Origin of the sequence: Mycobacterium sp. G7A2 (genome assembly GCF_041902445.1) — a bacterium.
GTDB lineage: Bacteria > Actinomycetota > Actinomycetes > Mycobacteriales > Mycobacteriaceae > Mycobacterium.
Genome location: NZ_CP169251.1, coordinates 3,675,031 through 3,701,139, shown reverse-complemented (window position 1 = coordinate 3,701,139; position 26,109 = coordinate 3,675,031). Strand labels below are relative to the sequence as shown.

27 protein-coding genes are annotated in these 26,109 nt (G+C 67.9%); 16 read left to right on the top strand and 11 right to left on the bottom strand.

Going from position 1 to position 26,109, the window contains the following annotated elements; translation table 11 throughout:
* Window positions 1–19 precede the first annotated feature (19 nt).
* A complete protein-coding gene (locus ACEWX3_RS17575) occupies window positions 20–1,420 on the bottom strand; it encodes a DUF349 domain-containing protein (RefSeq protein WP_207069441.1) in 1,401 nt (466 codons plus the stop codon).
* Between the two features lie 203 nt (window positions 1,421–1,623).
* Here ACEWX3_RS17575 and ACEWX3_RS17570 point away from each other — a divergent pair, with 203 nt between their 5' ends.
* From ACEWX3_RS17570 to ACEWX3_RS17535, 8 genes are all read left to right on the top strand, one after another.
* Window positions 1,624–2,499: a DMT family transporter gene (locus ACEWX3_RS17570; RefSeq protein WP_207069442.1), complete on the top strand. Its 876-nt coding sequence runs from the start codon at window positions 1,624–1,626 to the stop codon at window positions 2,497–2,499.
* Window positions 2,500–2,522: 23 nt separating this feature from the next.
* Window positions 2,523–3,212, top strand: a complete 690-nt coding sequence (locus ACEWX3_RS17565) for a hypothetical protein (RefSeq protein ID WP_221357234.1) — start codon at window positions 2,523–2,525, stop codon at window positions 3,210–3,212.
* Between the two features lie 5 nt (window positions 3,213–3,217).
* Window positions 3,218–4,135, top strand: a complete 918-nt coding sequence (gene miaA / locus ACEWX3_RS17560; RefSeq protein ID WP_207069449.1) for a tRNA (adenosine(37)-N6)-dimethylallyltransferase MiaA — start codon at window positions 3,218–3,220, stop codon at window positions 4,133–4,135.
* A gap of 4 nt (window positions 4,136–4,139) precedes the next feature.
* The gene (dapF, locus tag ACEWX3_RS17555) at window positions 4,140–5,033 is read left to right on the top strand and encodes a diaminopimelate epimerase (RefSeq protein ID WP_374157198.1); all 894 of its coding nucleotides are present in this window, start codon (window positions 4,140–4,142) and stop codon (window positions 5,031–5,033) included.
* Window positions 5,034–5,058: 25 nt separating this feature from the next.
* The gene (gene hflX, locus ACEWX3_RS17550; protein ID WP_207069445.1) at window positions 5,059–6,471 is read left to right on the top strand and encodes a GTPase HflX; all 1,413 of its coding nucleotides are present in this window, start codon (window positions 5,059–5,061) and stop codon (window positions 6,469–6,471) included.
* Between the two features lie 229 nt (window positions 6,472–6,700).
* On the top strand, window positions 6,701–8,008 hold the full coding sequence (locus ACEWX3_RS17545) for a DEAD/DEAH box helicase (protein WP_207069446.1): 1,308 nt from the start codon (window positions 6,701–6,703) through the stop codon (window positions 8,006–8,008).
* A gap of 201 nt (window positions 8,009–8,209) precedes the next feature.
* Window positions 8,210–9,391 carry an acyl-CoA dehydrogenase family protein gene (locus ACEWX3_RS17540; RefSeq protein WP_207069450.1) on the top strand — a complete coding sequence of 394 codons (1,182 nt, stop codon included), beginning with the start codon at window positions 8,210–8,212 and terminating at the stop codon, window positions 9,389–9,391.
* Window positions 9,392–9,551: 160 nt separating this feature from the next.
* On the top strand, window positions 9,552–11,762 hold the full coding sequence (locus ACEWX3_RS17535; protein WP_374157197.1) for a hypothetical protein: 2,211 nt from the start codon (window positions 9,552–9,554) through the stop codon (window positions 11,760–11,762).
* Between the two features lie 10 nt (window positions 11,763–11,772).
* On the opposite strand, the gene lexA is transcribed toward ACEWX3_RS17535, so the two are convergent.
* Window positions 11,773–12,468, bottom strand: coding sequence for a transcriptional repressor LexA (lexA, locus tag ACEWX3_RS17530; protein ID WP_207069448.1), 696 nt, complete (start codon window positions 12,466–12,468; stop codon window positions 11,773–11,775).
* Between the two features lie 190 nt (window positions 12,469–12,658).
* Here lexA and ACEWX3_RS17525 point away from each other — a divergent pair, with 190 nt between their 5' ends.
* Window positions 12,659–13,171, top strand: coding sequence for a LysM peptidoglycan-binding domain-containing protein (locus tag ACEWX3_RS17525; protein ID WP_207067185.1), 513 nt, complete (start codon window positions 12,659–12,661; stop codon window positions 13,169–13,171).
* A 163-nt stretch (window positions 13,172–13,334) separates the two neighbouring features.
* On the top strand, window positions 13,335–13,799 hold the full coding sequence (gene nrdR / locus ACEWX3_RS17520) for a transcriptional regulator NrdR (RefSeq protein ID WP_152516815.1): 465 nt from the start codon (window positions 13,335–13,337) through the stop codon (window positions 13,797–13,799).
* 19 nt (window positions 13,800–13,818) lie between these two features.
* Here the strand turns inward: nrdR and ACEWX3_RS17515 are convergent, their stop codons facing one another.
* From ACEWX3_RS17515 to sthA, 4 genes are all read right to left on the bottom strand, one after another.
* The gene (locus ACEWX3_RS17515) at window positions 13,819–14,505 is read right to left on the bottom strand and encodes a PhzF family phenazine biosynthesis protein (protein WP_221357228.1); all 687 of its coding nucleotides are present in this window, start codon (window positions 14,503–14,505) and stop codon (window positions 13,819–13,821) included.
* A 36-nt stretch (window positions 14,506–14,541) separates the two neighbouring features.
* Window positions 14,542–15,564 (bottom strand): alpha/beta fold hydrolase, encoded by a 1,023-nt coding sequence (locus ACEWX3_RS17510; RefSeq protein WP_207067187.1) that lies wholly within the window; start codon window positions 15,562–15,564, stop codon window positions 14,542–14,544.
* 82 nt (window positions 15,565–15,646) lie between these two features.
* Window positions 15,647–16,648, bottom strand: a complete 1,002-nt coding sequence (locus tag ACEWX3_RS17505; protein WP_163674462.1) for a proteasome assembly chaperone family protein — start codon at window positions 16,646–16,648, stop codon at window positions 15,647–15,649.
* A gap of 186 nt (window positions 16,649–16,834) precedes the next feature.
* Window positions 16,835–18,241 carry a Si-specific NAD(P)(+) transhydrogenase gene (gene sthA / locus ACEWX3_RS17500; RefSeq protein WP_207067229.1) on the bottom strand — a complete coding sequence of 469 codons (1,407 nt, stop codon included), beginning with the start codon at window positions 18,239–18,241 and terminating at the stop codon, window positions 16,835–16,837.
* A 182-nt stretch (window positions 18,242–18,423) separates the two neighbouring features.
* Between sthA and ACEWX3_RS17495 the strand changes: the two genes are divergently transcribed.
* On the top strand, window positions 18,424–19,461 hold the full coding sequence (locus tag ACEWX3_RS17495) for a DUF4192 domain-containing protein (RefSeq protein WP_221357226.1): 1,038 nt from the start codon (window positions 18,424–18,426) through the stop codon (window positions 19,459–19,461).
* Between the two features lie 13 nt (window positions 19,462–19,474).
* Here ACEWX3_RS17495 and ACEWX3_RS17490 read toward each other — a convergent pair whose 3' ends face one another.
* Window positions 19,475–20,167 carry a metal-dependent transcriptional regulator gene (locus ACEWX3_RS17490; RefSeq protein ID WP_152516821.1) on the bottom strand — a complete coding sequence of 231 codons (693 nt, stop codon included), beginning with the start codon at window positions 20,165–20,167 and terminating at the stop codon, window positions 19,475–19,477.
* A 17-nt stretch (window positions 20,168–20,184) separates the two neighbouring features.
* On the opposite strand from ACEWX3_RS17490, the gene ACEWX3_RS17485 reads away from it, so the two are divergent.
* Window positions 20,185–20,349 (top strand): hypothetical protein, encoded by a 165-nt coding sequence (locus tag ACEWX3_RS17485; RefSeq protein ID WP_207067189.1) that lies wholly within the window; start codon window positions 20,185–20,187, stop codon window positions 20,347–20,349.
* Between the two features lie 5 nt (window positions 20,350–20,354).
* Here ACEWX3_RS17485 and sigB read toward each other — a convergent pair whose 3' ends face one another.
* Together sigB and ACEWX3_RS17475 are read right to left on the bottom strand one after the other, a co-directional pair.
* The gene (gene sigB / locus ACEWX3_RS17480; RefSeq protein WP_152516822.1) at window positions 20,355–21,314 is read right to left on the bottom strand and encodes a sigma-70 family RNA polymerase sigma factor SigB; all 960 of its coding nucleotides are present in this window, start codon (window positions 21,312–21,314) and stop codon (window positions 20,355–20,357) included.
* 147 nt (window positions 21,315–21,461) lie between these two features.
* On the bottom strand, window positions 21,462–21,881 hold the full coding sequence (locus tag ACEWX3_RS17475) for a DUF3099 domain-containing protein (protein ID WP_207067190.1): 420 nt from the start codon (window positions 21,879–21,881) through the stop codon (window positions 21,462–21,464).
* A gap of 59 nt (window positions 21,882–21,940) precedes the next feature.
* On the opposite strand from ACEWX3_RS17475, the gene ACEWX3_RS17470 reads away from it, so the two are divergent.
* Window positions 21,941–22,177, top strand: a complete 237-nt coding sequence (locus tag ACEWX3_RS17470) for a DUF3039 domain-containing protein (protein ID WP_152516824.1) — start codon at window positions 21,941–21,943, stop codon at window positions 22,175–22,177.
* On the opposite strand, the gene ACEWX3_RS17465 is transcribed toward ACEWX3_RS17470, so the two are convergent.
* Both ACEWX3_RS17465 and ACEWX3_RS17460 read right to left on the bottom strand, forming a co-directional pair.
* A complete protein-coding gene (locus tag ACEWX3_RS17465) occupies window positions 22,167–23,213 on the bottom strand; it encodes a YihY/virulence factor BrkB family protein (RefSeq protein WP_207067191.1) in 1,047 nt (348 codons plus the stop codon). The genes ACEWX3_RS17470 and ACEWX3_RS17465 overlap by 11 nt on opposite strands.
* 28 nt (window positions 23,214–23,241) lie before the next feature.
* Window positions 23,242–23,433 carry a hypothetical protein gene (locus ACEWX3_RS17460; RefSeq protein WP_152516826.1) on the bottom strand — a complete coding sequence of 64 codons (192 nt, stop codon included), beginning with the start codon at window positions 23,431–23,433 and terminating at the stop codon, window positions 23,242–23,244.
* A gap of 138 nt (window positions 23,434–23,571) precedes the next feature.
* Between ACEWX3_RS17460 and ACEWX3_RS17455 the strand changes: the two genes are divergently transcribed.
* The 3 genes from ACEWX3_RS17455 (at window position 23,572) to ACEWX3_RS17445 (ending at window position 25,935) form a co-directional block, all read left to right on the top strand.
* Window positions 23,572–23,946, top strand: a complete 375-nt coding sequence (locus tag ACEWX3_RS17455; RefSeq protein ID WP_374157196.1) for a DUF952 domain-containing protein — start codon at window positions 23,572–23,574, stop codon at window positions 23,944–23,946.
* Window positions 23,947–24,054: 108 nt separating this feature from the next.
* A complete protein-coding gene (locus ACEWX3_RS17450; protein WP_099961896.1) occupies window positions 24,055–25,044 on the top strand; it encodes an IS481 family transposase in 990 nt (329 codons plus the stop codon).
* 108 nt (window positions 25,045–25,152) lie between these two features.
* Window positions 25,153–25,935 carry a hypothetical protein gene (locus ACEWX3_RS17445; protein WP_207067192.1) on the top strand — a complete coding sequence of 261 codons (783 nt, stop codon included), beginning with the start codon at window positions 25,153–25,155 and terminating at the stop codon, window positions 25,933–25,935.
* Window positions 25,936–26,109 lie beyond the last annotated feature (174 nt).

The following is a 26,109-nucleotide window of genomic DNA, read 5'->3' as shown; positions in this document are numbered from 1 at the left end:
CCGCACGGGCCGTGCCCGGCTAGCTCTTCTTCCTGCCCAGCGCCTCAGCGGCCGCATCGGCCCACTGCCGCCACTGCTCGGCGCTCGCGCGGGCCTGCTCGGCGTCCTTGGTTCTTCCAGCGGCCGCCGCCTTCTCGGCCTGACGTTCGAACTGCTCCGCGCGCTCGCGGAACTGGTCTGCCCGCGCCTGGGCCTCGGGATCGACGCCGCCGGTGGGGGCGTCCCGAACCTTCTTCTCCACCGCGCGCAGCCGCCGTTCGAGGTCGGCGCCGCGCTCGCGGGGAACCTTGCCGATGGCCTCCCACTTGTCGGCGATCGCGCGCAGCGCGGCACGGGCTGCGTCGACATCCGAGGTGTCCAGACGTTCGGCCTCCGCCAGCAGCGCCTCTTTGGCCTGGGCGTTGGCGCGGAACTCGGCGTCCCGCTCGGCGGTCGCCGCATTGCGCGCCGAGAAGAACTTGTCCTGGGCGCCCTTGAAGCGCCGCCAGAGGGCGTCGTCGACGTCCTTGGCGGCGCGGCCGGCGGCCTTCCACTCGGTGAGCAGGTCGCGGAACGTCGCCGCAGTCGGACCCCAATCGGTGGAGTCGCACAACTCCTCGGCCCGCACGCACAATGCCTCCTTGGCCTTCCTGGCCCCCGCGCGTTCCCGGTCCAACTCGGCGAAGTGCGAACCGCGACGCCGGTTGAACATCTCGCGCGCGGCCGAATAGCGCTTCCACAGCGCGTCATCGGTCTTGCGGTCCAACCCCGTGACCGTCTTCCACTCCTCGAGGATCGCGCGCATCCGATCCCCGGCGGCTTTCCACTGCTCGGAGTGTGCGGCCAACTCCTCGGCCTCGGCGGCCAGCGCCTCTTTGCGGGCGGTCAGTTCGGCGCGCAACTCCTCGCGCCGGGCTTTCTCCTGCTGGCTGGCGAGGTCGGCCTGCTCGATCACGGCCGCCAACCGCGCCGCCAGCGAGTCGACGTCACCGAGCACATGAGCGGTCGGCAGGGTTTCGGCCAGTGCCGACGCCGCCGAGCGCACCTTGCGGGCATCCCCGGTGCCGGCGACCAGACGCTGCTCGAGCAGGACGACCTCGGTGTGCAGGTCATCGAAGCGACGGCCGAAGTGGGTGAAGGCGGCTTCGGCGTCGCCGGCCTGCCAGGAGCCGATGTTGCGTTCACCGGAAGACGTGATCAGCCAGACCGTGCCGTCGGCGTCCACCCGTCCGAATCGGTGCGGGTCGCTCGTGGGAACCACGGTGACCGGGACCGGTGCGGCCGGCGCGGCGGGCTGGGGACCCGGACGCGCCGCCCCGGGCTTGGGTTTGGCCAGGGCTGCCGGCGACGGTCGGCGGCCCGGCGTCGCCGAGGGGATCGGCGGGGCGTCCGTGTCGGGTGCCTCGGTGTCCTTTGCCGAGCCCGGTTCGGTGATCGTCATGGTCGGTTACCTCGTGCCCTCCGCGCGTCATCCGCGCACCTGCCGCGCAGCGCGGCGCCCGTCAGCTGGTCGGGAACACCTCACCACGAGTCGCCGTGGCGAGAACGCTCCTGGTAGCTATTGAAACAGGTCGCGCCGCTCTGCGCCCATGCCTTGGCGATGGCGCCTGGCAGGGTCCGGTGCACAACGGGGGGAGGTCGTCGGTGGCGAAAGCGGATATCGCCGTCCTGCTCGCCCTCGGCGCCGCCTTCTTCATCGCGATCGGCGACGTCCTCCACCAGCGTTCGGCCCTCGACGTGACCGACGAGCCGGTCGGGCACCTGCAGCTGTTCACCCGGCTGCTGCGCGACGGCCGCTGGTGGCTGGGCACCGCGGTGGCTGCGGCCGGCTTCGGGCTCCAGGCTGCCGCGCTCGCTTTGGGGTCGGTGCTGCTGGTGCAAGCGCTGCTAGTCACGTCGCTGCTGTTCGCGCTGCCGATCAGCGCCCGGCTCGCACACCGCCGGGTGACACGCTGGCAAGGCCTGTGGGCCGTCCTGCTCGCCGGATCGGTCGTCGTCATCGTCACCGTCGGCAACCCCACGGCGGGGCAGACGCGGGCCTCGGTCGAGACCTGGCTGGGCGTGCTCGCCGTGCTGGGCCCGGTGCTGGCGCTGTTCCTCGTCGGTGCGCGCATGTGGTCCGGGCCCACCAGCGCGGTGCTGCTGGGTGCGGTCTCGGGCACCTTGTGGGGCGTTTTCGCGGTGCTCACCAAGTCCGTGGTGCATCGGCTCGACGTCACCAGCTGGGCCGGTGCGCTGGAGCTGATGCGCACTCCCGAGCTCTATGCGTGGGCCGCCGTCGCGGTGGCGGGCACCGCGTTCCAACAGGCCTCGTTCCGCGCCGGGCCGATGACGGCGTCCCTGCCCACCATGACGGTCGCTGAACCGATGGTCGCCGCCGTGCTGGGTGTCGTGGTCCTCGGCGAGTCGTTGCGTCCCGACGAATCCGGTTGGTTCGTGCTGATCACAGCGGTGGCCGTGATGGTGGTTTCCACGGCGGCGCTGGCACGCGGCGAAGCGGCTATCCGACCACCGCCGTGACATGGGCGGCTAGGTTGGTGCGCGTGCTCAGCGCCGTCGTCCTCGTCCCGTCGGCACCCGTGATGATCGCTGAACTGGCCGGTGCCGCCGCCACCGAGACCGCCGATCTGCGTGCCGCGGCGGTGTCCGCGGCGCGGGGTCTGCCGCCGCGCTGGGTCGGTGTCGGGGTCGCGTCCGAGGACGCCGTGATAGCTCCCGACGCAGTCGGTACCTTCGCCGGATACGGCGTGGATCTGCCGGTTGCGCTGTCCGCCGCAGCCCTCGGCGGTCAACCCGCGAGGCTGCCGCTGTGCGTGCTGGTCACGGCCTGGCTTCGCGGCACGGCCAACCCGGCGGCCCGCGCCGAGGTGCACACCTACCGCGGGGACCACCCGGCGGAGGCGGCCGTGGCGCTGGGACGGCGGCTGCGCGCCGCCCTCGACGCGTTCGACGAACCCACCGGCGTGCTGGTGGTCGCCGACGGTGCGAACACGCTGACCCCCGCCGCGCCGGGGGGATACGACCCCGACGCGCTCGCCGGCCAGCACGCCCTCGACGATGCGTTGGCCGGCGGCGCCGCGTCCGCGTTGGTCGGGCTCAGCGAGAACGCTGTGGGCCGGGTGGCCTATCAGGTGCTCGCCGGTCTCGTCGCCCCGGCGCCGCGATCGGCCGACGAGCTCTACCGCGGCGCTCCGTACGGCGTCGGCTACTTCGTCGGCCGCTGGACGCCGTGACCGCCGTGCGGCCGCTGGCACTGGTGGGCCCCACCGGTACCGGCAAATCGGAGCTCGCGTTGGCGGTGGCCGATCGACTGGCCGGGGAACTGCCGGTGGAGGTGGTCAATGCCGACGCGATGCAGCTCTACCGCGGCATGGACATCGGCACCGCCAAACTGCCTGTCAGCGAACGGCACGGCGTGCCCCACCACCAGCTTGATGTCCTCGACGTGACCGAGACGGCGACCGTCGCGCGCTATCAGCAGGCCGCGGCCGCCGATGTCGATGCGATCGCCGCCCGGGGGGCGCTGCCGGTGATCGTCGGCGGGTCGATGCTCTACATCCAGTCGCTGCTCGATCAGTGGTCGTTCCCTGCCACGGATCCCGTCGTGCGGTCCCGCTGGGAACAGCGGCTCGCCGAGATCGGGGTCGCCGCCCTGCACGCCGAACTGGGTCGCGTGGACCCCGCCGCGGCAGCGTCGATCCTGCCCACGGACGGCCGGCGGATCGTGCGGGCGCTGGAAGTGGTGGAGCTGACCGGCCGGCCGTTCGCCGCGTCCGCGCCGCGCATCGGCATCCCACGCTGGAACACCGCCATTATCGGGCTGGACTGGGACACCGCCGCGCTCGACGATCGGCTGGCCCGGCGCACCGAGCGGATGTTCGAGGCCGGTCTGGTCGACGAGGTGCATGTGTTGCTCGACCGCGGGCTGCGCGAGGGGGTCACCGCGGCTCGGGCGTTGGGTTACGCGCAGGTCCTCGCCGACCTCGACACCGGGGGAGACGGGTCCGGTGCTCGTGAGCCGACGTTCGTCGGCACCCGCCGTTACGTCCGCCGCCAACGCTCCTGGTTCCGTCGCGACCACCGCATCACCTGGCTCGACGGCGCTTCGGCCGACAACGTCGAGGTGACGCTGCGGGTGTGGCGGGACGTATCCTGAACAGGTGAAGTTCGCCAAAGGGCACGGCACGGAGAACGACTTCGTCATCCTGCTCGATGAGCCCGCCGCCGTCGCGCTGGCGCCGTCCGCGGTGGCCGCGCTGTGCGATCGCCGACGGGGGCTGGGCGCCGACGGAGTGCTTCGCGTCACCACGGCCGGTGCCTTGCTGTCGGCCGGTGTGCTCGATCGCCTGCCGGACGGCGTCTCCGCCGGGGACTGGTTCATGGACTACCGCAACGCCGACGGGTCGTCGGCGCAGATGTGCGGCAACGGGGTGCGGGTCTTCGCCCACTACCTGTGGGTGGCCGGGCTGGAGCGCCGGCGCGAGTTCGTGGTCGGCTCGCTGGCCGGGCCCCGGCCGGTCGAAATCCGTGCCGTCGACGCCACGTTCGCCGACATCAGCGTCGAGATGGGCAAGGCCAACCAGTTCGGCACCGGTACCGCCGTGGTGGGCGGCCGGACGTTCACCGGATTGGCGGTCGATGTCGGCAACCCGCACCTGGCCTGCGTGGACGCCGCCCTGACCGCTGACGAGCTGGCCTCACTCGACGTCGCGGCACCCGTGCGCTTCGACGCCGGGCAGTTTCCCGACGGGGTCAACATCGAAGTCCTCACCGCCGCCGTGGACGGCGTGGCCACCATGCGGGTGCACGAGCGGGGCGTCGGCGAGACCCGGTCCTGCGGAACCGGAACGGTCGCGGCGGCCGTCGCGGCGCTGGCTCATCGCGGGGATGCCACCGGGGCGCTGCAGGTGCGCATTCCCGGTGGACAGGTCACCGTGACCGTCACCGACGCCAGCAGTTTTCTGCGGGGTCCGTCAGTGCTGGTCGCGCAGGGCGAACTCGCCCAGGAATGGTGGCAGGCCCAGCAGACGTTAAACGAGGTGCATGAACAGTGATCTCCGTGCGAACCTTGATTCGCCTATGACCCACCCCGACTTCGTCCACCACACCCCCAGCGCCGGTGAGCTGGCGCTCGACGACCGCACCGCACTGCGCCGGGTGGCCGGCCTGTCCACCGAACTGGCCGACATCTCCGAGGTCGAGTACCGCCAGCTACGTCTGGAACGCGTCGTGCTCGTCGGCGTGTGGACCGAGGGCAGCGCAGCCGACGCCGACGCCAGCCTCGCCGAATTGGCGGCGTTGGCCGAGACTGCAGGCTCCGAGGTCCTCGAAGGCGTGATCCAGCGTCGCGACCGGCCCGACCCCGCCACCTATATCGGCTCGGGCAAAGCCGCCGAATTGCGCGACATCGTCGCCGCCACGGGCGCCGACACCATCATCTGCGACGGTGAACTCAGCCCGGCCCAGCTCACCGCGCTGGAGAAGATCGTCAAGGTCAAGGTCATCGACCGGACCGCGCTGATCCTCGACATCTTCGCCCAGCACGCGACCAGCCGCGAAGGCAAGGCGCAGGTGGCGCTGGCCCAGATGGAGTACATGCTGCCCAGGCTGCGCGGCTGGGGCGAGTCGATGTCGCGGCAGGCCGGCGGCCGTGCAGGCGGTGCCGGCGGTGGGGTGGGCACCCGCGGCCCGGGTGAGACCAAGATCGAGACCGACCGCCGCCGCATCCGCGAACGAATGGCCAAGCTGCGCCGCGACATTCGTGCGATGAAGCAGGTCCGCGACACCCAGCGCAGTCGTCGCGTCGCGAGCGACGTCCCGGCGGTGGCGATCGTCGGTTACACCAACGCCGGCAAATCCAGCCTGCTCAACGCTCTGACCGGTGCGGGTGTACTGGTCGAGAACGCGTTGTTCGCCACGCTCGAACCGACCACGCGCCGTGGGCAATTCGCCGACGGCAGGCCGTTCGTGCTGACCGACACGGTCGGCTTCGTGCGCCACCTGCCCACCCAGCTGGTCGAGGCGTTCCGCTCGACGCTCGAAGAGGTCGTCGGCGCCGAATTGCTCGTGCACGTGGTGGATGGCTCGGATGTGAACCCGTTGGCCCAGATCAATGCGGTACGCCAGGTGGTCAACGAGGTGGTGGCCGAATACGGCATCGCACCACCGCCAGAATTGTTGGTGGTCAACAAGATCGACGCAGCCGACGGTCTCACGCTGGCGCATCTGCGGCGTGCGCTGCCTGACGCGGTGTTCGTGTCGGCACACACCGGCGACGGACTGGGGCGGTTGCAGTCCCGGATGGCGGAGTTGGTCGAGCCGCGCGACACAGTGGTGGATGTCACCATCCCGTACAGCCGCGGGGAACTCGTCAACCGGATCCACGCCGAAGGACGCGTCGACGCCGTCGAACACACTGAGGCCGGCACCCGGATCAAAGGACGGGTGCCGATGTCGCTGGCGGCGGGCCTGGCGGCCTTCGCGACATTCTGACCAGTGCGAATAGGGTGCCGGCCCGGCTGTGCGGTAGGGTTGTCGACGTCGGCTGCGGCAGAACAGTGTTGACACCACCGCAGGTAGGCACCCGCCTCTGAACGCCGACATCAGATCATTTCCCACATCACGTGGCGTGGCGACATTCGCCACCGTGTGCGCACTACCGCTGGACGAACTTCGTCGCGGTCAGCCGGGCACACACCGCCCGAACGCCGGAAAGGCACACATGACCACCCACACCTTCGCAGATCTCGGCGTGCCCGCACCTCTGGTGCGCGCGCTGGCCGCCAACGACATCACCACACCGTTTCCCATCCAGGCCGCAACGCTGCCCGATTCACTGTCGGGCCGTGACGTCCTCGGCCGCGGTAAGACCGGCAGCGGCAAAACGCTGGCGTTCTCGATACCGCTGGTGGCCGCGCTGAGCGAACACCGCAGCCGGCCGAACCGGCCCACCGGCCTGGTGCTGGCCCCCACCCGGGAACTGGCCACCCAGATCACCGCTGTGCTGCAGCCCTTGGCTTCGGCCAACGGATTGAGCGTCACCACCATCTTCGGCGGGGTGTCCCAGAACAAGCAGGTCGCTGCGTTGCGCGCGGGCGCCGACATCGTCGTGGCATGCCCGGGGCGCCTCGAGGACCTGATGCGGCAGAAGCTGATCAGCCTCGACGACGTCGTGACGACCGTGCTCGACGAGGCCGACCACATGGCCGATCTCGGCTTCCTGCCCGGCGTCACCCGCATCCTGGCGGCCACCCCGGCCGGCGGACAGCGGCTGCTGTTCTCGGCCACGCTGGACAACGGCGTCGACAAGCTGGTGCGACGCTTCCTCTCCGACCCCGTGGTGCACTCGGTCGACGAGGTCAGCGCTCCGCCGGCGGCCATGACCCACCACGTCTTCCACGTCGGGGGAGTCCAGGCCAAGAAGGAGCTGGTGCACCTGCTGGCCTCGGGGACCGGGCGCCGAATTCTGTTCATGCGCACCAAACATCAGGCGCGCAAGCTCGCCAAGCAGCTCACCGAATCGGGAGTGCCGTCGGTGGATCTGCACGGCAACCTCTCCCAGCCCGCCCGCGACCGCAACCTGGCAGCGTTCAGCAGCGGGTCGGCACGGGTTCTGGTGGCCACCGACATCGCGGCCCGCGGCGTGCACGTCGACGGCGTGGAATTGGTCGTACATGTCGACCCTCCGATGGAGCACAAGGCCTATCTGCACCGGTCGGGGCGCACCGCGCGTGCCGGCAGCGACGGTGACGTCGTCACCGTGGTGCTGCCCGAGCAGCGCAGAGACACTCAGCACCTACTGCGCAAGGCCGGGATCTCGGTGCGTCCACAGGAGGTCACGGCCGAGTCCGCACAGGTGCAGGCGCTCGTCGGCGACATCGCGCCGCTACGCGCCCCGGCGCCGAATCCCGCTCCTGCGGCGAAGAACTCCGGCGGTGCGCCGCGCACGTCCGGTCCGCGCCGAAACGGAGGTGGCCGTCGGCGTCGGCCGCGTAACACCGGGGCGCGGGCGGCGACCGCCACCTCGTAGACGTCCTGGCTCGACGCATCACACCGCGGGTCGGCGCTTCTGCGCCGGCCCGCGGTGGCGTCGCCTCAGCGAAATTCGATCGTCGGACCGAACTTACGGTCCTGTGAACGCACGCCGGGGCTCGACCAACCATCCGGTTGGATGGGGTACGTTGACAGACACGTCTGTCAAACGTCCGTACCGACGATGGAGGACATCACCATGGGCCTGGGAACCGACAAGGCGGCCCCCGTCATCGCTTATCAGCGCACCCTGTTCGAACCCGAGCACGATTTGTTCCGAGAATCGTTCCGCGCGTTCCTCGAGCGGCATGTCGCCCCGTACCACGAGCAGTGGGAGGCCGAAAAGCTCGTCGACCGGGGGGTGTGGTTGGAAGCCGGCAAACAAGGTTTCCTCGGTATGGCCGTTCCCGAGGAGTACGGCGGCGGCGGCAACCCCGACTTCCGCTACAACACCATCATCACCGAAGAGGTCACGGCCGGCCGCTACAGCGGCCTGGGCTTCAGCCTGCACAACGACGTCACCGCGCCCTACCTGATCCGTCTGGCCAACGAGGAGCAGAAACAGCGCTGGCTGCCGAAGTTCTGCACCGGCGAACTCATCAGCGCCATCGCGATGACCGAGCCGGGCACCGGTAGCGATCTGCAGGGCATCAAGACCCGCGCCGTCAAGGACGGCGATCACTACATCCTCAACGGTTCGAAAACGTTCATCACGAACGGGATTCACTCCGACCTCGTCATCGTCGTCGCCCAGACCGACCCGGAGAAGGGCGCGCTGGGCTTCTCCCTGTTGGTTGTGGAGCGCGGCATGGAGGGGTTCGAGCGAGGCCGAAAACTCGACAAGATCGGTCTGGACGCCCAGGACACCGCGGAACTGTCCTTCACCGATGTGCGGGTCCCCGCGGCGAACCTCCTCGGCGAAGAAGGGCAGGGGTTCATCTACCTGATGCAGAACCTGCCCCAGGAACGCATCAGCATCGCGATCATGGCGGCGGCGGCAATGGAGGCCGTGCTGGACCAGACGCTCCAGTACACCAAGGAGCGCAAGGCCTTCGGCAAACCCATCGGCAGCCAGCAGAACAGCCGCTTCCTGCTGGCCGAACTGTCCACCGAGGCCACGCTCGTGCGCATCATGGTCGACGAATTCATCCGGCTCCACCTCGATGAGAAGCTCACCGTCGAGCAAGCCGCGATGGCCAAGTGGTACTCCACCGAAAAGCAGGTTCACCTGATCGACCGGTGTCTGCAACTGCACGGTGGATACGGGTACATGCGCGAGTACGACGTCGCCCGCGCGTTCCTGGACGCGCGGGTGCAGACGATCTACGGCGGCACCACCGAGATCATGAAGGAGATCATCGGCCGCAGTCTCGGCGTCTGAGCAGGTCGGAAACACGGCAGATTCTTGTGCTGGACCGGCGAGGTGGCTTGGTTATCGGGGTCTGCTGACGCACAGTGAACGGACGCGGTAACTTTCTCAGAATTTCTCGAGGGACGCACCGAGGACTTCGAGACACCGTCGCCGACCGCGGGGAGGATCAATGAGCCGGCAGCCGCTGGTGCGCCTACGAATGCTCGGTCGTGCGACGATCGCGGTGGTGGGGGTCGCTACGGCCTTCCTGCTGGCACCCGTCGCCGCCGCCCAGCCCGAAGCCGAGGCCGATGGCGCCATCACTGCGGCGTGGCAGGCCAGCGGTGGTGATACCGGTCCGCTGGGAGCGAGAACCGGCGGCGTCTACCCGGCCGGCGACGGGTTCGCGCAGAACTTCGTCTCCGGTGTCATGTTCTTCACCCCCCAGACGGGGGCGCACTACATGCAGGGCGCCATTCTGGAGAAGTACGAGTCGCTGGGCGGCGCCGCCGACAGCGACCTTGGCTTCCCCACGATCGACGAGGGGCCCGGGCTGGCTCCGGGCAGCCGTAACAGCACGTTCAGCGCGCCGGACAACCCGGTGATCTTCTGGACCCCCGAGCACGGAGCCCGCGTGGTGCGGGGGCCCATCAACGCCGCATGGGACCAACTGGGTGGATCGACCGGTGCGCTGGGCGTGCCCGTCGACGATGCCACCTACGACGGATCAGTGGTCAGTCAGGATTTCGCCAGCGGAGCGCTGTCGTACGACTCCAGCACCAAGACCTTCACCACCGAGCCGCCGGAGCTGGCCGACCAACTGACCGATGTGGCCGTCCCCGACGACCCGGTTTCGGCGATCAACGCAGCGCGCCGCGCCGCCGGCGGTCCGCTGGGCCCGCTGGGAGAGGCCCAGGGCGAGCCCTACGAGATCGGCGACGACGGCTGGGGCCAGGACTTCGTCAACGGCAAGATCTTCTACACCCCGGAGACCGGTGCGAACGTGGTGACCGGACAGGTCCTGGCGAAATACGAGAGTGTGGGCGGTCCGCAGGGTGATCTCGGGTTCCCGGTGACCAGCGAGAGGGACGGTGGGCTGGAGCCGGCAAGCCGGATGAGCCAATTCGCCGCCGACGACGACCCGGTCATCTTCTGGACTCCCGACTACGGCGCTGTGATCGTGCGCGGCCCGTTGAACGCGGCGTGGCAGGAACTCGGCGGAGCGACCGGGGAGCTGGGCGCCCCGGTGGCCGATCAGACCCAGGACGGCGACGTCATCACCCAGCGGTTCGCCAACGGATCCATCTCGTGGAACACCGCCTCAGGTCAGTTCAGCACCGACCCGGCGAGCTTGGCCTCGCAGTTGGCCGGCTTGGAGGTGCCGGGCCAGGAAGCCCCCGCTGCCACTGCGACACCGCAGGCCTCCGACGCCGACGAGGGCACCGGATTCCGGTGGAGCTGGTGGTGGTTGCTGGCCATCGTCCCGATCCTGCTACTGGTCGCGGTGGTGGCCTTCGCGGTGATGCGGAACCGCCGCCGTGACGACTCGCCCGGATTCGCCGACGAAGAGGACGACGACGCCAGGTATGTGGCCGCGCCCGCCGGTGAGCGGCGAGACGACGGGTACGGCGGCGAGGACGAGTTGTTCGGCGACCTGTACGCCCGCGAAGGGTTGGGATCGCTGACCGCGGCACCCGTGTCGTCGGAGAGCGCCCACGATGTCTCGACCCCGCTGAGCTTCTGGAGTACCGCCGGGGCGGCGCGCCCCGACGATGCCGAGCAGGAGGATCCCGACGCCGTCGACACTGCGCCGACGATGATCCACACCCCCGACGAGATTGCACCGCCTGGCGAGGTGGCGACCCCTGACGAGCCGGACGCGTACGAACACGTTCCCGCACCTGCCGTCGCGGCGGAGTCCGATTTCGATGACGAGTACGACGAGGACTTCGATGACGAGTACGACGACTTCGCCGGGGGGGACGCGATCGGCGAGCCCGAGGCGAGCGACGAAGCAGACGCGGTCAACCACGCCGACGCGGTCAACCACGCCGACGCGCGCTACGAGGCGGACGCCGTGGGCGGCCCCGAACCGGCGGCGGATCGCGAGTTCTACGCCGACGAGGTGCCCCCGCCGGGGCCCGTCTTCGAGCGTGATCCGTTGACCGATACCGGTCGGCACGCGCGGATCGACATCGACGAGCCGTCTCCCCTGGGAACAGCGCTGCACATGGGGCTCGATGATCCACGCGAAGTGCCGGGCGGCTACCCGGTGAAGGCAGACACCCGATCGGGTCTGTACTGGGTGCCTGACAGCCCCGAGTACGGCGACGTGGTCGCCGAAATCTATTTCGCCAGTGAGGAGATGGCGCGCACGATGGGTTTCGTGCGCGCCGGATAGGTCCGCCTCGTCACACCTTGCGGATGACGGTCACGACTTTGCCGAGGACCGCGGCGTCATTGCCCGGGATGGGCTCGAACGCCGGGTTGTGCGGAAGCAGCCACACCTGGCCGCGGGTTCGTTTGAAGGTCTTCACCGTGGCCTCACCGTCGATCATCGCCGCGACGATGTCGCCGTTGTCGGCGACGTTCTGCTGACGGACGACCACCCAGTCGCCGTCGCAGATGGCCGCGTCGATCATCGACTCGCCGACCACCTTGAGCAGGAACAGCGAACCTTCCCCGACCAGTTCCCGGGGCAGGGGGAACACGTCCTCGACGGCTTCCTCGGCCAGGATCGGGCCACCGGCAGCGATGCGACCCAGCACCGGGACGAACGTCGGTTCCGGGAGCGAATCGGAACCGGCCACGTCGGTGGTGACGACCGGTGTCGCCGCGTCGTCGGCACCCCGTACGTCCACTGCGCGGGGGCGATTGGGATCGCGGCGCAGATACCCCTTGCGCTCCAGGGTGCGCAGCTGGTGGGCCACCGATGAGGTGGAGGTCAACCCGACCGCGTCGCCGATCTCTCGGATGCTGGGTGGATAGCCGCGGGTGGTCACCGATGTCCGGATCACGTCCAGGATGGTGCGCTGACGGTCGGTCAGGCTGGTGTCGCGGTCACGGGGTGCCTCGGTGCCGGCCGTGCTGTCGCTGTCGTCGCTCATGTGCCCGAATCTAGACCGTCACGGCGACAGAATCAAACATGTGTTCGACGCGTGTCGGGCCCGCGGAACTTGTCGGTGGGGTGGCCTAGCGTTCGCAACGGTTCGATCACATGTTCTATCCATCGAACACATGATCGACTATCGTTCGAACACAAGAGCGAATCCGAACCGCGAGGGAAGGGCAGTGAAGATGACGATCACCCCGGAGTACGACACCTGGAGCCGTCTGGAGGCCGGGCCCGCGTACGAGGCGACGTGGCGACCGGCCGGCCATGCCACGCCCCGTGAAGTGCCGGGTGCGTTCCGTCCGCGCCGACGCGCGGTCTCCGCGCACCGTACGCGCCGCCCCGCCGGGTCGGCGATGCGGTACCGGGGCACCGGAGTGCTGCTGTCGCGGGCCTCGCATCGGCCGCGGCCCATCACGCCCTTCACCACGGTGCTGTTGGCGGTCGTCGCCGGCGCGATCACACTGTGGCTCGGCCTGGTCGCCCAGGCCGGGGGCGTCGTGGGCGAGACCGCCGAGGCTCCGCCGAGCCGGCTGGCAGTGGTGCAGGTGCAGGCGGGGGAGTCGTTGCAGCAGATCGCCCAGCGAGTGTCGCCGGACGCCCCGGTGTCGGAGGTCGTCGACCGTATCCGGCAATTGAACGAGCTGGAGTCGGTTGCCGTCGACGCCGGTCAGACCCTCATCGCCCCGGTCGGTTGAGGGGGAACTCGCCATGACTGGCACCTGGCGCCGCCGTGACGCGCCGCTGCCGGCTCGTACTCGCTGCATGACCGCCGGTCCGGTGGCGGGCCGACCAACTCGGGCGCAGGTAGTCTCGATGGGGTCCGAAGTGGTTGTCCGTCGGTGTGGCGAAGGAGCGGTGATGCACTGTCCGTTCTGTCGTCATCCTGATTCGCGGGTGGTCGACTCGCGTGAGGCTGACGAGGGCCAGGCGATCCGGCGACGCCGTGCGTGCCCGGAGTGCGGGCGGCGATTCACGACGGTCGAAACAGCGGTTCTCGCCGTCGTCAAGCGCAGTGGTGTCACCGAGCCGTTCAGCCGCGAGAAGGTCATCAGAGGTGTGCGGCGCGCCTGTCAGGGCCGCCAGGTCGACGACGACGCCCTGAACCTGTTGGCCCAGCAGGTCGAGGACGCGGTGCGCGCGACGGGTTCGCCGGAGGTCCCCAGCAACGAGGTCGGCCTGGCGATCCTCGGCCCGCTGCGCGATCTGGACGAAGTGGCCTACCTGAGGTTCGCATCGGTGTATCGCTCGTTCTCCTCGGCTGAGGACTTCGAGCGGGAGATCCAGGCGCTGCGGGCGCATCGGAAGGTCCCGGCGCCGGGCTGACCCAACTGTGGTGGGCCCGTCAGTCGATCTGACGGACGTGGTCCTCGACGACGCGGCCGGCCACCTTGACCCACCCCTCTGGGGTCCATGTGGTTTTGATGACCGATCCTCGACCCTGGACGATGGTGAGATCTCGGCTCAGATATTCAGTCATGCGGACTGCGGCAGCGCCGGTGGCCTCGTCCTCGGTGATGCCGAGGCGGGGCGCGAACATCCTCGATCTGATCGACCCGGCTTCCCGGTCGATCCAGGTCCACAGATAATGCTCGGCGTCGTCGCTGTAGTCCTCGGGATCGGCGGCCGACAGTTCGTCGGCGGTGGCGAAGTCGTAGATGGAGAACGCGGGAGCCCACTCCGCGCGGGCGCTGACCGACGCGAGTTCGCCTTCGTAACCGATCTGCACGATCCCGGCGGGCACCTGCAATGTCTTGACCGGCGTACCGCGTTGGTGCAGCCACCACGCCGCGCCGACGGTCGGGTGTCCGGCGAACGGCAGCTCGGTCGTCGGAGTGTGGATGTGCGCCTGGGTGGTGTGCGTTCCTGCCGCCGGCATGGTCACGAAAATGGTTTCGCTGTAACCCAACTCGGTGGCCAGCCGCTGCCGGTCGGCGGGCTCGACGCTGGCGGCGTCGATCACGCCGAGGAGATTCCCGTATCTGCCGTCTTCGTCGGTGAACACGCGCAGCACTGTCACGTCGATCGCCATGGTGCCGACTCTACGTGGCCGCACCACGGCGTAACGTCAGGTTGCGCTGCGTTCGTCGGCACCCATGGCGTCGAGCACGGCGACACGGGTTCCCACCGAACCCGAGATCGATGTCTCGCTGATGCCGGCGCGCAACAACTCGCGCAGGTAGTCCTGGTCGTAGACGGCGGGATCGGTGCTGTCGATGAACTGTTCGACCACCTCGACGAATCGGTCTGGATCATCGTGGAACGGGAAATGGCCGGAGCCCTGGAAGATCTCCAGCTGCGACCCCGGCATCGCCGCGTGCGCCATCTCGGCGTGACTGACCGGGATCACCGAGTCGTGACTACCCCAGATCAGTTGCACGGGAACCGATTGCGTCAGATAGCAGCGGTCGAGCATGGTGACGACCTGACCGCGCCAGTCGACCACGGCGCGCAGGGTGCGCGCGAACGCCGACGAGGCGGTGGGCTCGGGCAGATCGGAGAGAATGCGCAGGGCCTCGTGGATGTCCCTGCCCGCGCGGGTGGAGCCCAACAGAGCGCCACTGCAGCGTCCGACGGCCTGCAGCGCGGGAAGCACCAGCGGCAACCGCAGCAGCGCCAGGGCCTCGCTACCCATCGGCATCGCTGCGACGCGCAGCGCGAGGTTGACATCTTTGGTGACTCCGCCGGCACCCACCAGGATCAGCCGGTTCACCAGCTGCGGAAACTGGTAAGCGAACTGCATGGCGACGCCGCCACCGAGCGAGTGCCCCACCACGGTCACGCTGTCGACGTCCAGCACACTGAGCAGATCGCGCATGCCGTTGGCGTAGGCAGCCACGGAGTAGTCGGCGCGTGGTTTGTCGGACCTGCCGTGGCCGAGGAGGTCGGGGGCGATCACGGTGAACCGTTGAGCAAGCTTGGTCTGCACCGTGCTCCACGTCGTCGAGTTGTCGCCGATGCCGTGGATGAGCAGGATCGCCGGACCCGAGCCGGCCACCCGAAAAGCCCGGCGATAACCGTGAATGGTGCGGAACTGCAGCGTCGGCGTGAGCTCGCGCACCGAGCGCAGGTTCGGCTTGCGCTCGGTCATCGGTGGCACCCGATCGTCACGGTCATGTCGCCCACTTCATCGTCGGGACCGGCGTGCGGCACGAAGTCCGAGGAGTGATCCGCTAACTGTTGTCGCGGGGGTCGTCCTTGTCCTTCCGGTACCTCTCGTCGGCCTGCTGGGCGAGGAAACGCTCGAACTCGGCGCCGATCTCCTCACCGCTTGGCAATTCCTCGTCGCGCGCCAGCAGAGACCGGTTCTCCTGAGCGGCAACGAACGCATCGTACTGGCGCTCCAGGGCCTCCACCACTTGGGCGACCTCGGAACTGGCTGCCACCTGCTCGTTGATCTTGTCGAACACCTCGGCGGCGGCACGGGTGAGCGCATCGGTCGGGATCTGCAGAGAGGCACTTCGAGCAACCTCTGACAGCAACGTCTCGGCGGCGGCAGGAAAATCGGTCTGGGCCAGATAGTGCGGAACGTGGACGGTGAATCCCACCACTTCGTGGCCGTGCTGGGCCATCCGGAACTCGAGCAGGTTCGACGCGCTGCCGGGCACCTGCACCTCGCCCACCCACGGCTGATGGTCGGCGATGAGTTCTTTGTCGTTGGAGTGTGCGGTCAAGGTCATCGGACGCGTGTGCGGCACCGCCATGGGGATCGAACCCAGCCCGATCACCCGGCGCACCCCGAGCCGCTCCGACAGCAGCCGCACGGCGGTGATGAAGCGCTCCCACTTCAGGTCGGGCTCCATGCCGGTCAGCAGCAGAAACGGTGTACCGACCCGGTCGTGCAACGCATACAGGTTGAGCTCGGGCTCTTCGTAGGCGGTGAAGTGGTCGGTCTTGAACGTCATCAGCGGGCGCCGGGACCGGTAGTCGAGCAACTCGTCGATCGCGAACGAGGCCACCAGCTCGGTGTCCAGGGTGTCCTTGAGGTGCTGTGCGGACAACCGGATCGCATGGCCGGCGTCGGAGAACCCCTCGAGCGCATGGATCAGCACCGGTCCGCGACCGTCCGGTGAGGACAGCTGCGGGGCCGGGAACTCGAGCTCGTACATGCCGGTCTGCTCGGGTTGATACTGCTGACCCGGTTCCTGGCCATGGTCTTGTGCGTTGTCAGCCATCTTTCTCGCCTCCTCGTCGCGACGTCATCGCGACAGTGGTCTGTCGTGGTCGACCGTGCCCCTCCAGTGTCTCGCACGTCGTGGGTCACGCCACGGGGGTACCCGCCATGTCACCTGTTTGTTCGAACGTGCACACGCCGATGTGACATTCCTGCCGCAGGCGCTACCTAGGTGCGAGGGTTCGGGTCAGCTGCGGAATTGGTGCAGCGCGCGCAGCTTGTTCATCACGTCCAGCGCGGCGACCTTGTAGGCCTCGGAGAACGTCGGATAGTTGAACACCGCGTCGACGAGATACTCGACGGTTCCGCCGCAGCCCATGACCGCCTGGCCGATGTGCACCATCTCGGTGGCGCTGGTACCGAAGATGTGGACACCGAGCAGGCGGAGGTCTTCGGTCGAGACCAGCAGCTTGAGCATCCCGTAGGAGTCTCCGGCGATCTGGCCGCGAGCCAGCTCACGGTATCGCGACACCCCGACCTCGTAGGGGATGGCGCTGTTGGTCAATTCGACCTCGGTGGCGCCGACGTAGGAGACTTCGGGGATCGAGTAGATGCCGATGGGCTGTAGCTCGGTCATGCCTTTGCAGGGTTCGCCGAATGCGTGGTAGGCCGCGAGCCTGCCCTGGTCCATCGACGTGGCAGCCAGGGCTGGGAACCCGATGACGTCGCCGACGGCATAGATGTGGTCGACCTTGGTCTGGAAGTTGTCGTCGACGAACACCCGGCCCCGGTTGTCGGCCTCGAGGCCCGCGTTGGGCAGATCGAGGTGGTCGGTCTGGCCCTGGCGCCCCGCGGAGTACATCACGGTCTCGGCGGGGATCTGCTTGCCGCTGGCCAGCGTCGTGACGGTGCCCGCGGCCCCGACGTCGACCGCGGTGACCTCTTCGCCGAACCGGAACGTGACCGCGAGGTCGCGCAGGTGGAATTTCAGCGACTCGATGATCTCGGGATCGCAGAACTCGAGCATGTTGGTGCGTTTCTCGACCACCGTGACCTTGGTGCCCAGGGCCGCGAACATCGAGGCGTACTCGATACCGATCACTCCGGCCCCGACCACCACCATCGAGGTCGGCAGGATCTTCAGATCGAGGATTCCGTCGGAGTCCAGGACTCGTTCCTCGTCGAACTCGACCCCGGCCGGGCGGGCGGGTTTGGTGCCGGTGGCGATGACGACGTACTGCGCTGTGACGGTCGTGCGTTCCCCGCGGTGAGGTTCTTCGACCAGCACCGTGTGCGGGTCGAGAAACCGGCCGTGCCCCTCGATCAGGTCGATGCGGTTGCGGATGAGCTGGGAGCGCACGACGTCGACTTCCTTGCCGATGACGTGCGTGGTGCGGGCCAGCAGGTCCGCCGGGGTGATCTTGTCCTTGACGCGGTAGCTCGCCCCGTACAGTTCACGCTGGTTCATCCCGGTCAGGTAGACGACGGCCTCGCGCAGAGTCTTCGACGGGATGGTGCCGGTGTTGACGCAGACGCCGCCCAGCATCCGCCCGCGTTCGACCACGGCCACCGACTTGCCGAGCTTGGCCGCGGCGATGGCGGCCTTCTGTCCGCCCGGTCCCGAACCGATCACGACGAGGTCGTACTCCAGCATCGAAGCCATGGGTAAGGTCTACGCCGGTTACTGACACCTCGCATGTCGGCGCACGTCAACAACTGGTGAACACCCGCAGGCAGCGCCGGCGGTTCATCCCCAATCGCGTGTTCATCCCCAGTTCGGCCGCGGCAAGTCGCTGTCGCGGCCGGTTCGTCGGAAGCAGTTGCCAGGTTGGCCATATGGCCACCACATCACGCTTCGGATGCCCCCTCGACAATCCCGATCTCATGATCGCGTCGCTGCCCGCGGTGTTGGGCTTCGTGCCCGAGAAGTCACTGGTACTCGTCACCGCCGCCGACGGCGAAATGGGCGCGGTGCTACGCATCGACCTACCCGACGGTGACACCGGACCACTGTTCGAGCTCGCCGAGGTGGCAGCTGTTGCCGAGCCCGACGTTGCGGTCGCGATCATCGTCGACGGCGAGGGTGCCGGCTGCCGGATGTGCGCCGAGGACTATCGGGAGTGGACCCAACTGCTCACCGAGGAACTCGCCGAAAGGCACGTCGAACTGATCGCCGCGCACGTCGTGGACGTGGTCGATGCCGGCGGCCGGTGGTACTGCGCAGACGGCTGCGGCCGTTCCGGGCGGGTGGCGGATCCGACCGCATCGCCGCTGGCGCTGGCCGCAGTGCTGGACGGGCGACGGCTCTACGCACGGCGCGCCGACCTGGTGGCTGTCGTCGCGCCCACCGAGCCCGACCGCGCAGCCGGACTGGCGCGACTGCTCGACAAGGCTGACGGCGTCGAGCGTTGCGACATCGGAAGCCGCATCGAGTTCGCCTTGGCGAGCGCGGCGCAGGTCGCCGCCGGGTCGGCGTTGAGTGACGAGGACCTGGTCCGGTTGGGGACGTCGCTGACTCATCCGCAGGTCCGTGACACGCTCTACGCCCTGGCGGTGGGCGACGGTGCCGGACCGGCTGAATCCCTGTGGGCGGAACTCGCGCGACGGCTACCCGGCCCGTGGCGGGCCGAAGCGCTTGTGCTGCTGGCTTTCTCCGCCTATGCGCGCGGCGACGGTCCCCTGGCGGGCATCGCCCTGGACGCCGCATTGAGCTGCGAGCCGGGGCACAACATGGCAGGCATGCTCGACCAGGCGCTGCGGTCGGGGATGCGGCCGGAAGAGATTCGCGATCTCGCGCGCACCGGTTACCGCATTGCCGCCGAACTCGGTATCCCGCTTCCGCCGCGCCGGCTGTTCGGCCGCCGCGCGGGGTAGACCCGGGACGGTGTCAGACCTTCTCGACCTTGACCGCGTGGGCCATCTCGTGGGGGAGTTCGACCTGCTCGTGGCCCGGGATGACGATCATGACGCCGCCGTGGTCGTTCAGCTCGACCGTGACGCGGGCGTTGGGCACCACGCCGGCGTCCTTGAGCCGGGCGATGAGATCGGTGTCGCCCTGCACGTGCTCGGTCAGCTGGCGCACGACGACGGCCACCGGCATGCCGGCGGGCAGTTCGGTCAAACGCACCAGCGTCGAGGTCTCGTTGAGCAGATCGCCACCGAAGCCGAGCTCGGACAGGCCCGGGATGGGATTGCCGAACGGTGAGGTGGTCGGGTTGTTGAGCACCTGGACGAGGCGCCGTTCGACGTCCTCGCTCATCACGTGTTCCCACCGGCATGCCTCGGCGTGCACTTCCTCCCACGGCAGACCGATGACGTCGACGAGGAGACGTTCGGCAAGGCGGTGTTTGCGCATCACCGCGATGGCCAGCGACCGGCCTTTCTCGGTGAGCTCGAGGTGACGGTCACCGGCTACGTGGAGCAAGCCGTCCCGCTCCATCCGTGACACTGTCTGGCTCACGGTGGGGCCGCTCTGTTCCAGACGCTCGGCGATACGCGCCCGCAGTGGGATGACGCCCTCTTCTTCGAGGTCGTAAATGGTCCGAAGGTACATCTCGGTGGTATCGATCAGGTCGTTCATGCGCACACCCTCCGTCTGTGCGTGAGTCTACCGGTCTGCCGCCCCGACAAACGCTGCTCCCTGCGGCGACACCGCCCTGCGTCGTCGACGCGCAGAAGGCCCGCCGCGGTGCGGCGGGCCTTCTGTCGGTTCCGGCCTGGCCGGCCCATCGGCGCAGCCCGATCAACTCGCCCGAGGGCTGAGTCGATCAGCTCGCGTAGGAACGCAGCCGGTCGGCACGGTCGCCGTGCCGCAGCTTGGCCATCACCTCGCGCTCGATCTGACGGACCCGTTCCCGAGACAGGCCGAACAGCTTGCCGATTTGATCCAGGGTGCGGGGCTGGCCGTCGTCGAGGCCGAAGCGCAGCCGGATCACCTGCTGCTCGCGTTCGTCGAGTGTGGCCAGCACGTAGCGGATATCGGTGTGCAGGAGCTCGGAGATCACCGCGTTCTCGGCCGACATCGCCTCGGAGTCTTCGATGAAGTCGCCCAGCGGCGCTTCCTCGTCGCTGCCGACAGGCATGTCCAGGCTGACCGGGTCACGGCTGTGCTCGAGCAGGTCGGTGATCTTCTCCACCGGGATGCCGGACTCGGCCGCGAGCTCCTCGTCGCTGGCTTCGCGACCAAGCTGCTGATGCATCTCGCGCTTGATCCGGGCCAGCTTGTTCACCTGCTCGACGAGATGAACCGGTAGCCGGATGGTGCGGCTCTGATCGGCCATTCCGCGGGTGATCGCCTGGCGGATCCACCACGTGGCATAGGTCGAGAACTTGAATCCCTTGGTGTAGTCGAACTTCTCCATGGCGCGGATCAGTCCGAGATTGCCCTCCTGGATCAGGTCGAGCAGCGGCATCCCGCGACCCGTGTAGCGCTTGGCCAGCGACACCACCAGACGCAGGTTGGCCTCGAGCAGGTGACGCCGGGCCGCCTGACCGTCACGCACCACTGCAGCGAGATCGCGTTTGCGGTTCTCACCCAACCGTTTCCGGGTGTCGAGCAGATGCTGTGCGTAGAGACCGGCTTCGATGCGCTTGGCCAGTTCGACCTCATCGGCCGCATTGAGCAGTGCCGTCTTGCCGATGCCGTTCAAGTACACCCGAACGAGGTCGGCGGCAGGGCTCTGGGCGTCGAGATCCTGGTCAACGCGGCTGGTGGTGGCATTTGCCATAACGGCCTCCTGATCGGGTGGAACTTTCATGAGCTACAACGCCCTATGCCGGCAAAGAGTTCCCGCCCCTCGCCCGGTTCACACCTTCTGATCTGCGGTTATTGGAGGCCGACCTGAAAATTCGCTGAGAAACGCGCCAGAACCGACTCAGCGGGGAACGTCGCCGTCGGACCCGTCGGAGCCATGTTGCGGCGCCACCGGGGTCACACCGCCGATCGCCGGGCGCTCCGCAGTGGGAAACAGCGGGATGCGCCGGCGCGAGTCGTAGCGGCGCGGCTCCTCGGCGCGGCGGGGCGGCCGGTCGTTGGCGATCAACACTGCCATCCACGGCAGGGGAATCGAGGCGACGATGATGGCCAGCGAGATGAGCCCGTTGTGCCAGACGCTGTAGGCCACAGCGGCAAGGATGAGCGCAGGAATTCGGAAGGACATCAGCGTGAGGTACTTGCGTACCCGCTGGCGGTGCTGGTCCTCGTAGGCGGGGGCGGCCTGAGTGATCAGAACAGGACGACCATCGTCATCGAAACCCAGCTCTTGGCCGTGTTTCATGCCTCCACTGTTCCACATATCGGTCCCGGTGTGCCGGTCGCATTTCTTACCGTTCCATGGCCAGGCAGAATGGGCGCATGCAGACCCAGACGATCGAGCGCACCGACACCGACGAACGCGTCGACGACGGGACAGACGACGACGCTCCGAAGTTCTTCCACTACGTCAAGAAGGACAAGATCGCCGAAAGTGCCGTCATGGGCACACATGTCGTCGCCCTGTGCGGCGAGGTGTTCCCGGTGACCAAGTCGGCCAAGCCGGGCTCGCCGGTATGTCCTGACTGCAAGAAGATCTACGAGCAGCTCAAGAAGTAGCGTCCCGCTTGGTGACGGCGCCGGATCCCTGACCGAGTTCGTCGGTGAGCGCGCCGGCGGTGTCGTCGGGCAGGAACGCGTCCGCGGGCACCGGCGCGGGGCGCCGCGCCGCGGTCAGGGTGTCGGCCTTGGTGGCCATCCAGCGGCGCACACGTTTGGCGTGCGTGTGCGGAGCGGGGAATTCCTCCTCGATGGCCGCGTTCAGTTCGGCGCCGATCATGATCGCGAAGCCGAGGAAGAACGCGAACAACAGGAACGCGATGGGGGTGGCCAGCGCTCCGTACGTGTAACCGGTGCTGGTGATCCAGGTCAGGTAGATGCGCAGACCCACCGTGGCCAGCAGGAACACCACGGTGGCCAGGACCGATCCGTACAGCAGGCGGTGCGAGGGCAGCGGTCGCGGCAGCGACACGCGGTAGAGCACGTTCACCGCCACGATGAACGTCAGGATCAGCACCGGGTAGTAGCCGAACCGCAGGAAGTGGTCCCAGCTGTCGGGGATGTACTCGGCGATCTTGCGGGGGCCCAGCGCAATGAACGGCGCTGTGACGATCACCCCGACCAGCATGATCACGTACAGGCCGAGGGCGTAGAAGCGCTGCCGGACAGGGTGGCGCAGCGGCGTCTGGTCATGGGCCTCGGTGATCGAGTCGACGAAGGCCGAGATCGCGGACGAGCCGGCCCACAGCGAGATGACGAACCCCAACGAGACCACCTCACCACGGGCCCCGGCGACGATGTCTCGCACCGTCGGCTCGATGATCTCGCTGGTGACGTTGGGAGAGAAGAACCGGCTGGCCGTGTTGATCAGCTGATCCTGGATCACCGGCAAGGTGTCGGGTCCGAACAGCGGGGCGATGTAGGCGAGGCTGCCCAGCATGCCCAACAGCAGCGGCGGCAGCGACAACGCGCACCAGAACGCTGCCTGAGCCGACTCCGAGAAGATCGAGTCATCCCAGCTTTTGACGAGCGTTCGGCGGGTGATGTGCCGGATGTGGTGGCGCGAAGGTCGCTGCCGCGTCGACTGGTCACTCATGACCAGTCCAGCATTACTGATGGGCCCGTTAGGGCTCCAGCGGGCTCACCTCGAGCACGGCTGCCAGTTCGACCAGCTTCGCCTCGTGTTCGTTGGCGTGGTGCTGGCAGAACAGCAGTTCGGCCCCCGAAGGGAGCTTCGCCCGCACTCGGGCTGCGGCGCCACACCGATCGCAGCGGTCAGCCTTGGTGAGTTCGGGACTGGTGATCGTTGCGGTCATGGCACCTCCATTGGGGGTAGCTACGTGCTTCCACTCTGTCAGACGCTTGCGGTTCCGGCCTTGTTCCCCGGGGGTTTACGGGTGTGTCGTGTCTCACCGGTCTCTGTGTTGCGACAGTGTGTCGCGGGCGGTATTGCCTTGGATGTGGTTCCTGACGTCGGCGTCCTCGTCCATTTGTGCACCCGTGACGACTGGCGGAGTGCCGAGCACTCGGGAGAACTCCGGCCCGACTCGCTGGACGCCGTCGGGTTTGTTCATCTGTCCACGCCCGAGCAGGTTCACCTTCCGGCCAACCGGCTGTACTCCGGTCGCACGGATCTGATGCTGCTTCGCATCGATGCCGCACGCCTCTCCTCTCCGGTCCGGTGGGAACCCGGTGTGCCGGGCGACCCTGGAAAGATGGTGTTCCCGCATTTGTACGGCGCACTGCCCGTCGCGGCTGTGATAAGCGTCACTCCTTACCTGCCGGACGCCGACGGGAGCTTCCCCGCGACGCGCGCGACCCACGGCTAGCTGTACTGACCACGGACGTTGGTGACGGCGTGGTGAGGTGACAAGACGAAGACCTCCGAGTGAAGTGCGAACTGCCTAGGAACGCACCAACTCACTTCGGAGGTCTTCGTGTCTCACCGTAATGCCCCTTTGTCCGAAACCGGTCGCCTGCGGCTGGCTCGTTGCGTCGTCGATGATGGCTGGTCTTTGCGTCGGGCTGCCGAACGTTTCCAGGTGTCGGTGTCCACGGCCTCGCGGTGGGCGGGCCGCTATCGCGAGCAGGGTGAGTCGGGGATGGCCGACCGCAGCTCACGCCCACACCACAGCCCCAATCGCACACCTACACGCACTGAGCGGCGCATCATTGGCGTGCGCGTCACCCGGCGGTGGGGGCCAGCCCGTATCGGCTATCTGCTCGGGATTCATCCCTCAACGGTGCATCGGGTGCTGAGCCGCTACCGGATCGCCAAGCTGCGCTGGCTCGACCGCGCGACCGGACGCGTCGTTCGCCGAATGGAGTCCGCAGGCTGCGGCGACCTGGTGCACGTCGATGTCAAGAAACTCGGCAAGATCCCCGCCGGCGGCGGCTGGCGCATGGTGGGCCGTACGAAGGGCAACCGCAACGCCAGGGCCGACAAGAGCAGCGGGGTGACCAACAAGTACGGCAACCCGGTCCGCGGTTACCACTTCATCCACACCGCCATCGACGCGCATTCGCGGCTGGCCTACTCCGAATTACTCGCCGACGAGGGCAAGGACACCGCCGCCGGCTTCTGGCGGCGTGCCAACGCGTGGTTCACCGATTGCGGCATCACCGTTCGAAAGGTGTTGACCGACAACGGGAACTGTTATCGATCGCACGTCTTCCGCGATGCCCTCGGCGATATCGAGCATCGTCGCACTCGGCCCTACCGGCCGCAGACCAACGGCAAGGTGGAGCGCTTCCATCGCACTCTGGCCGACGAGTGGGCCTATGCGCGGCTCTACACCAGCGACGCGCAACGCTGCGACGAATACCCGCGCTGGTTGCACACCTATAATCACCACCGCGGCCACACAGCACTCGGCGGTCAAGCACCAGCCAGCCGCGTACCTAACCTCTCAGGTCAGTACAGCTAGCTCGCCGTCGGGAACCGCGCGAGGCATCGACGATCGTGTCCTCGGCGGCACTGCGCGAGTGCCGAGGGGATCGCCGCGTGCGCCGACGACTCAATACACTGACCGCCCGTGGGGATCTTGTTCGGATTTGCGCCGTGGATCGTGTACTGGGTGCTCGTCGGCAACGTGCCGTTCGCCACGGCCGTGCTCGTGGCGCTCGGGGTGGCGATCGCGGCGTTCGTCGTGGCCCGCGTCAGCAATTCCCCGGGGCGCACGCTCGAGGTCGGCGCCGTGGTGACGTTCGTGATCTTGGCGGGGCTGACGTTCACGCTCGACCAGGCGTTCCTGGAGCGCTGGATGCAACCCCTGAGCAACGCCGGAATCTTCCTGGTCGCGTTGGTCAGCGCACTCATCGGTCGTCCGTTCGTGCGGGAATTCGCCGAAGTGGGACAGCCGAAGGAGGTCATCGAGAGCGAGCCCTTCGAACGGATCACTGCGGTGCTGACCTGGATCTGGATCGCCGCTTTCGGTGGCATGACGGCCTCCTCGGCGGTTCCGCCGCTGATCCAGGGCGACGCCACCATCCTCGATACCCGCACTCCTCTGTCGTTCGTCTGCTACTGGGTGGTGCCGTTCACCCTGCTGGGGCTCGCAGCACTGCTGACCCGGCTACTGCCGGACCGGATGGTGCCGCCGGACGAGGAGATCGTCCGCAAGACCACCTTCGTGGCCTTCGCCGAAGCCGAGATCGACCAGTTGATGTATCTGGCGACCGAACACGCCAACCGCGAGGTGGGCGCCGGTAAGGAGGCCTACGACATCCGGATCGGCGGCAAGGGCGTTCCGCTGGTCGGTGACGAGACCCGCGAATCCTGGCCGTCGACGTACAAGGTGCGCGAGCGCAAACGCTGACGGCGCCGGCCCAGGCCGCCCGCCACCACAACTCACCGTCTACCTATTGACTGTTGTGCTGATTTGCCATGTTAGATTCCAGCTAATTCATGTACCCAAGCAGACGGGGGCCTGCGCATGGTTCATCGACAGGGCAACATCGGTCAGGCGGGCGGTAACGGCCGTCCGGGACGC

Coding starts and splice junctions, on each gene's coding strand:
- ACEWX3_RS17535 (WP_374157197.1), top strand. CDS start 9,552: ATGAGCCGGCAGCCGCTGGTGCGCCTACGAATGCTCGGTCGTGCGACG.
- ACEWX3_RS17575 (WP_207069441.1), bottom strand. CDS start 1,420: ATGACGATCACCGAACCGGGCTCGGCAAAGGACACCGAGGCACCCGAC.
- ACEWX3_RS17465 (WP_207067191.1), bottom strand. CDS start 23,213: ATGAGTGACCAGTCGACGCGGCAGCGACCTTCGCGCCACCACATCCGG.
- ACEWX3_RS17460 (WP_152516826.1), bottom strand. CDS start 23,433: ATGACCGCAACGATCACCAGTCCCGAACTCACCAAGGCTGACCGCTGC.
- ACEWX3_RS17475 (WP_207067190.1), bottom strand. CDS start 21,881: ATGTGGAACAGTGGAGGCATGAAACACGGCCAAGAGCTGGGTTTCGAT.
- ACEWX3_RS17510 (WP_207067187.1), bottom strand. CDS start 15,564: ATGACCGAGCGCAAGCCGAACCTGCGCTCGGTGCGCGAGCTCACGCCG.
- nrdR (WP_152516815.1), top strand. CDS start 13,335: ATGCACTGTCCGTTCTGTCGTCATCCTGATTCGCGGGTGGTCGACTCG.
- ACEWX3_RS17495 (WP_221357226.1), top strand. CDS start 18,424: ATGGCCACCACATCACGCTTCGGATGCCCCCTCGACAATCCCGATCTC.
- ACEWX3_RS17515 (WP_221357228.1), bottom strand. CDS start 14,505: ATGGCGATCGACGTGACAGTGCTGCGCGTGTTCACCGACGAAGACGGC.
- lexA (WP_207069448.1), bottom strand. CDS start 12,468: ATGAGCGACGACAGCGACAGCACGGCCGGCACCGAGGCACCCCGTGAC.
- sthA (WP_207067229.1), bottom strand. CDS start 18,241: ATGCTGGAGTACGACCTCGTCGTGATCGGTTCGGGACCGGGCGGACAG.
- ACEWX3_RS17540 (WP_207069450.1), top strand. CDS start 8,210: ATGGGCCTGGGAACCGACAAGGCGGCCCCCGTCATCGCTTATCAGCGC.
- sigB (WP_152516822.1), bottom strand. CDS start 21,314: ATGGCAAATGCCACCACCAGCCGCGTTGACCAGGATCTCGACGCCCAG.
- ACEWX3_RS17545 (WP_207069446.1), top strand. CDS start 6,701: ATGACCACCCACACCTTCGCAGATCTCGGCGTGCCCGCACCTCTGGTG.
- hflX (WP_207069445.1), top strand. CDS start 5,059: ATGACCCACCCCGACTTCGTCCACCACACCCCCAGCGCCGGTGAGCTG.
- ACEWX3_RS17505 (WP_163674462.1), bottom strand. CDS start 16,648: ATGGCTGACAACGCACAAGACCATGGCCAGGAACCGGGTCAGCAGTAT.
- ACEWX3_RS17525 (WP_207067185.1), top strand. CDS start 12,659: ATGACGATCACCCCGGAGTACGACACCTGGAGCCGTCTGGAGGCCGGG.
- ACEWX3_RS17470 (WP_152516824.1), top strand. CDS start 21,941: ATGCAGACCCAGACGATCGAGCGCACCGACACCGACGAACGCGTCGAC.
- ACEWX3_RS17490 (WP_152516821.1), bottom strand. CDS start 20,167: ATGAACGACCTGATCGATACCACCGAGATGTACCTTCGGACCATTTAC.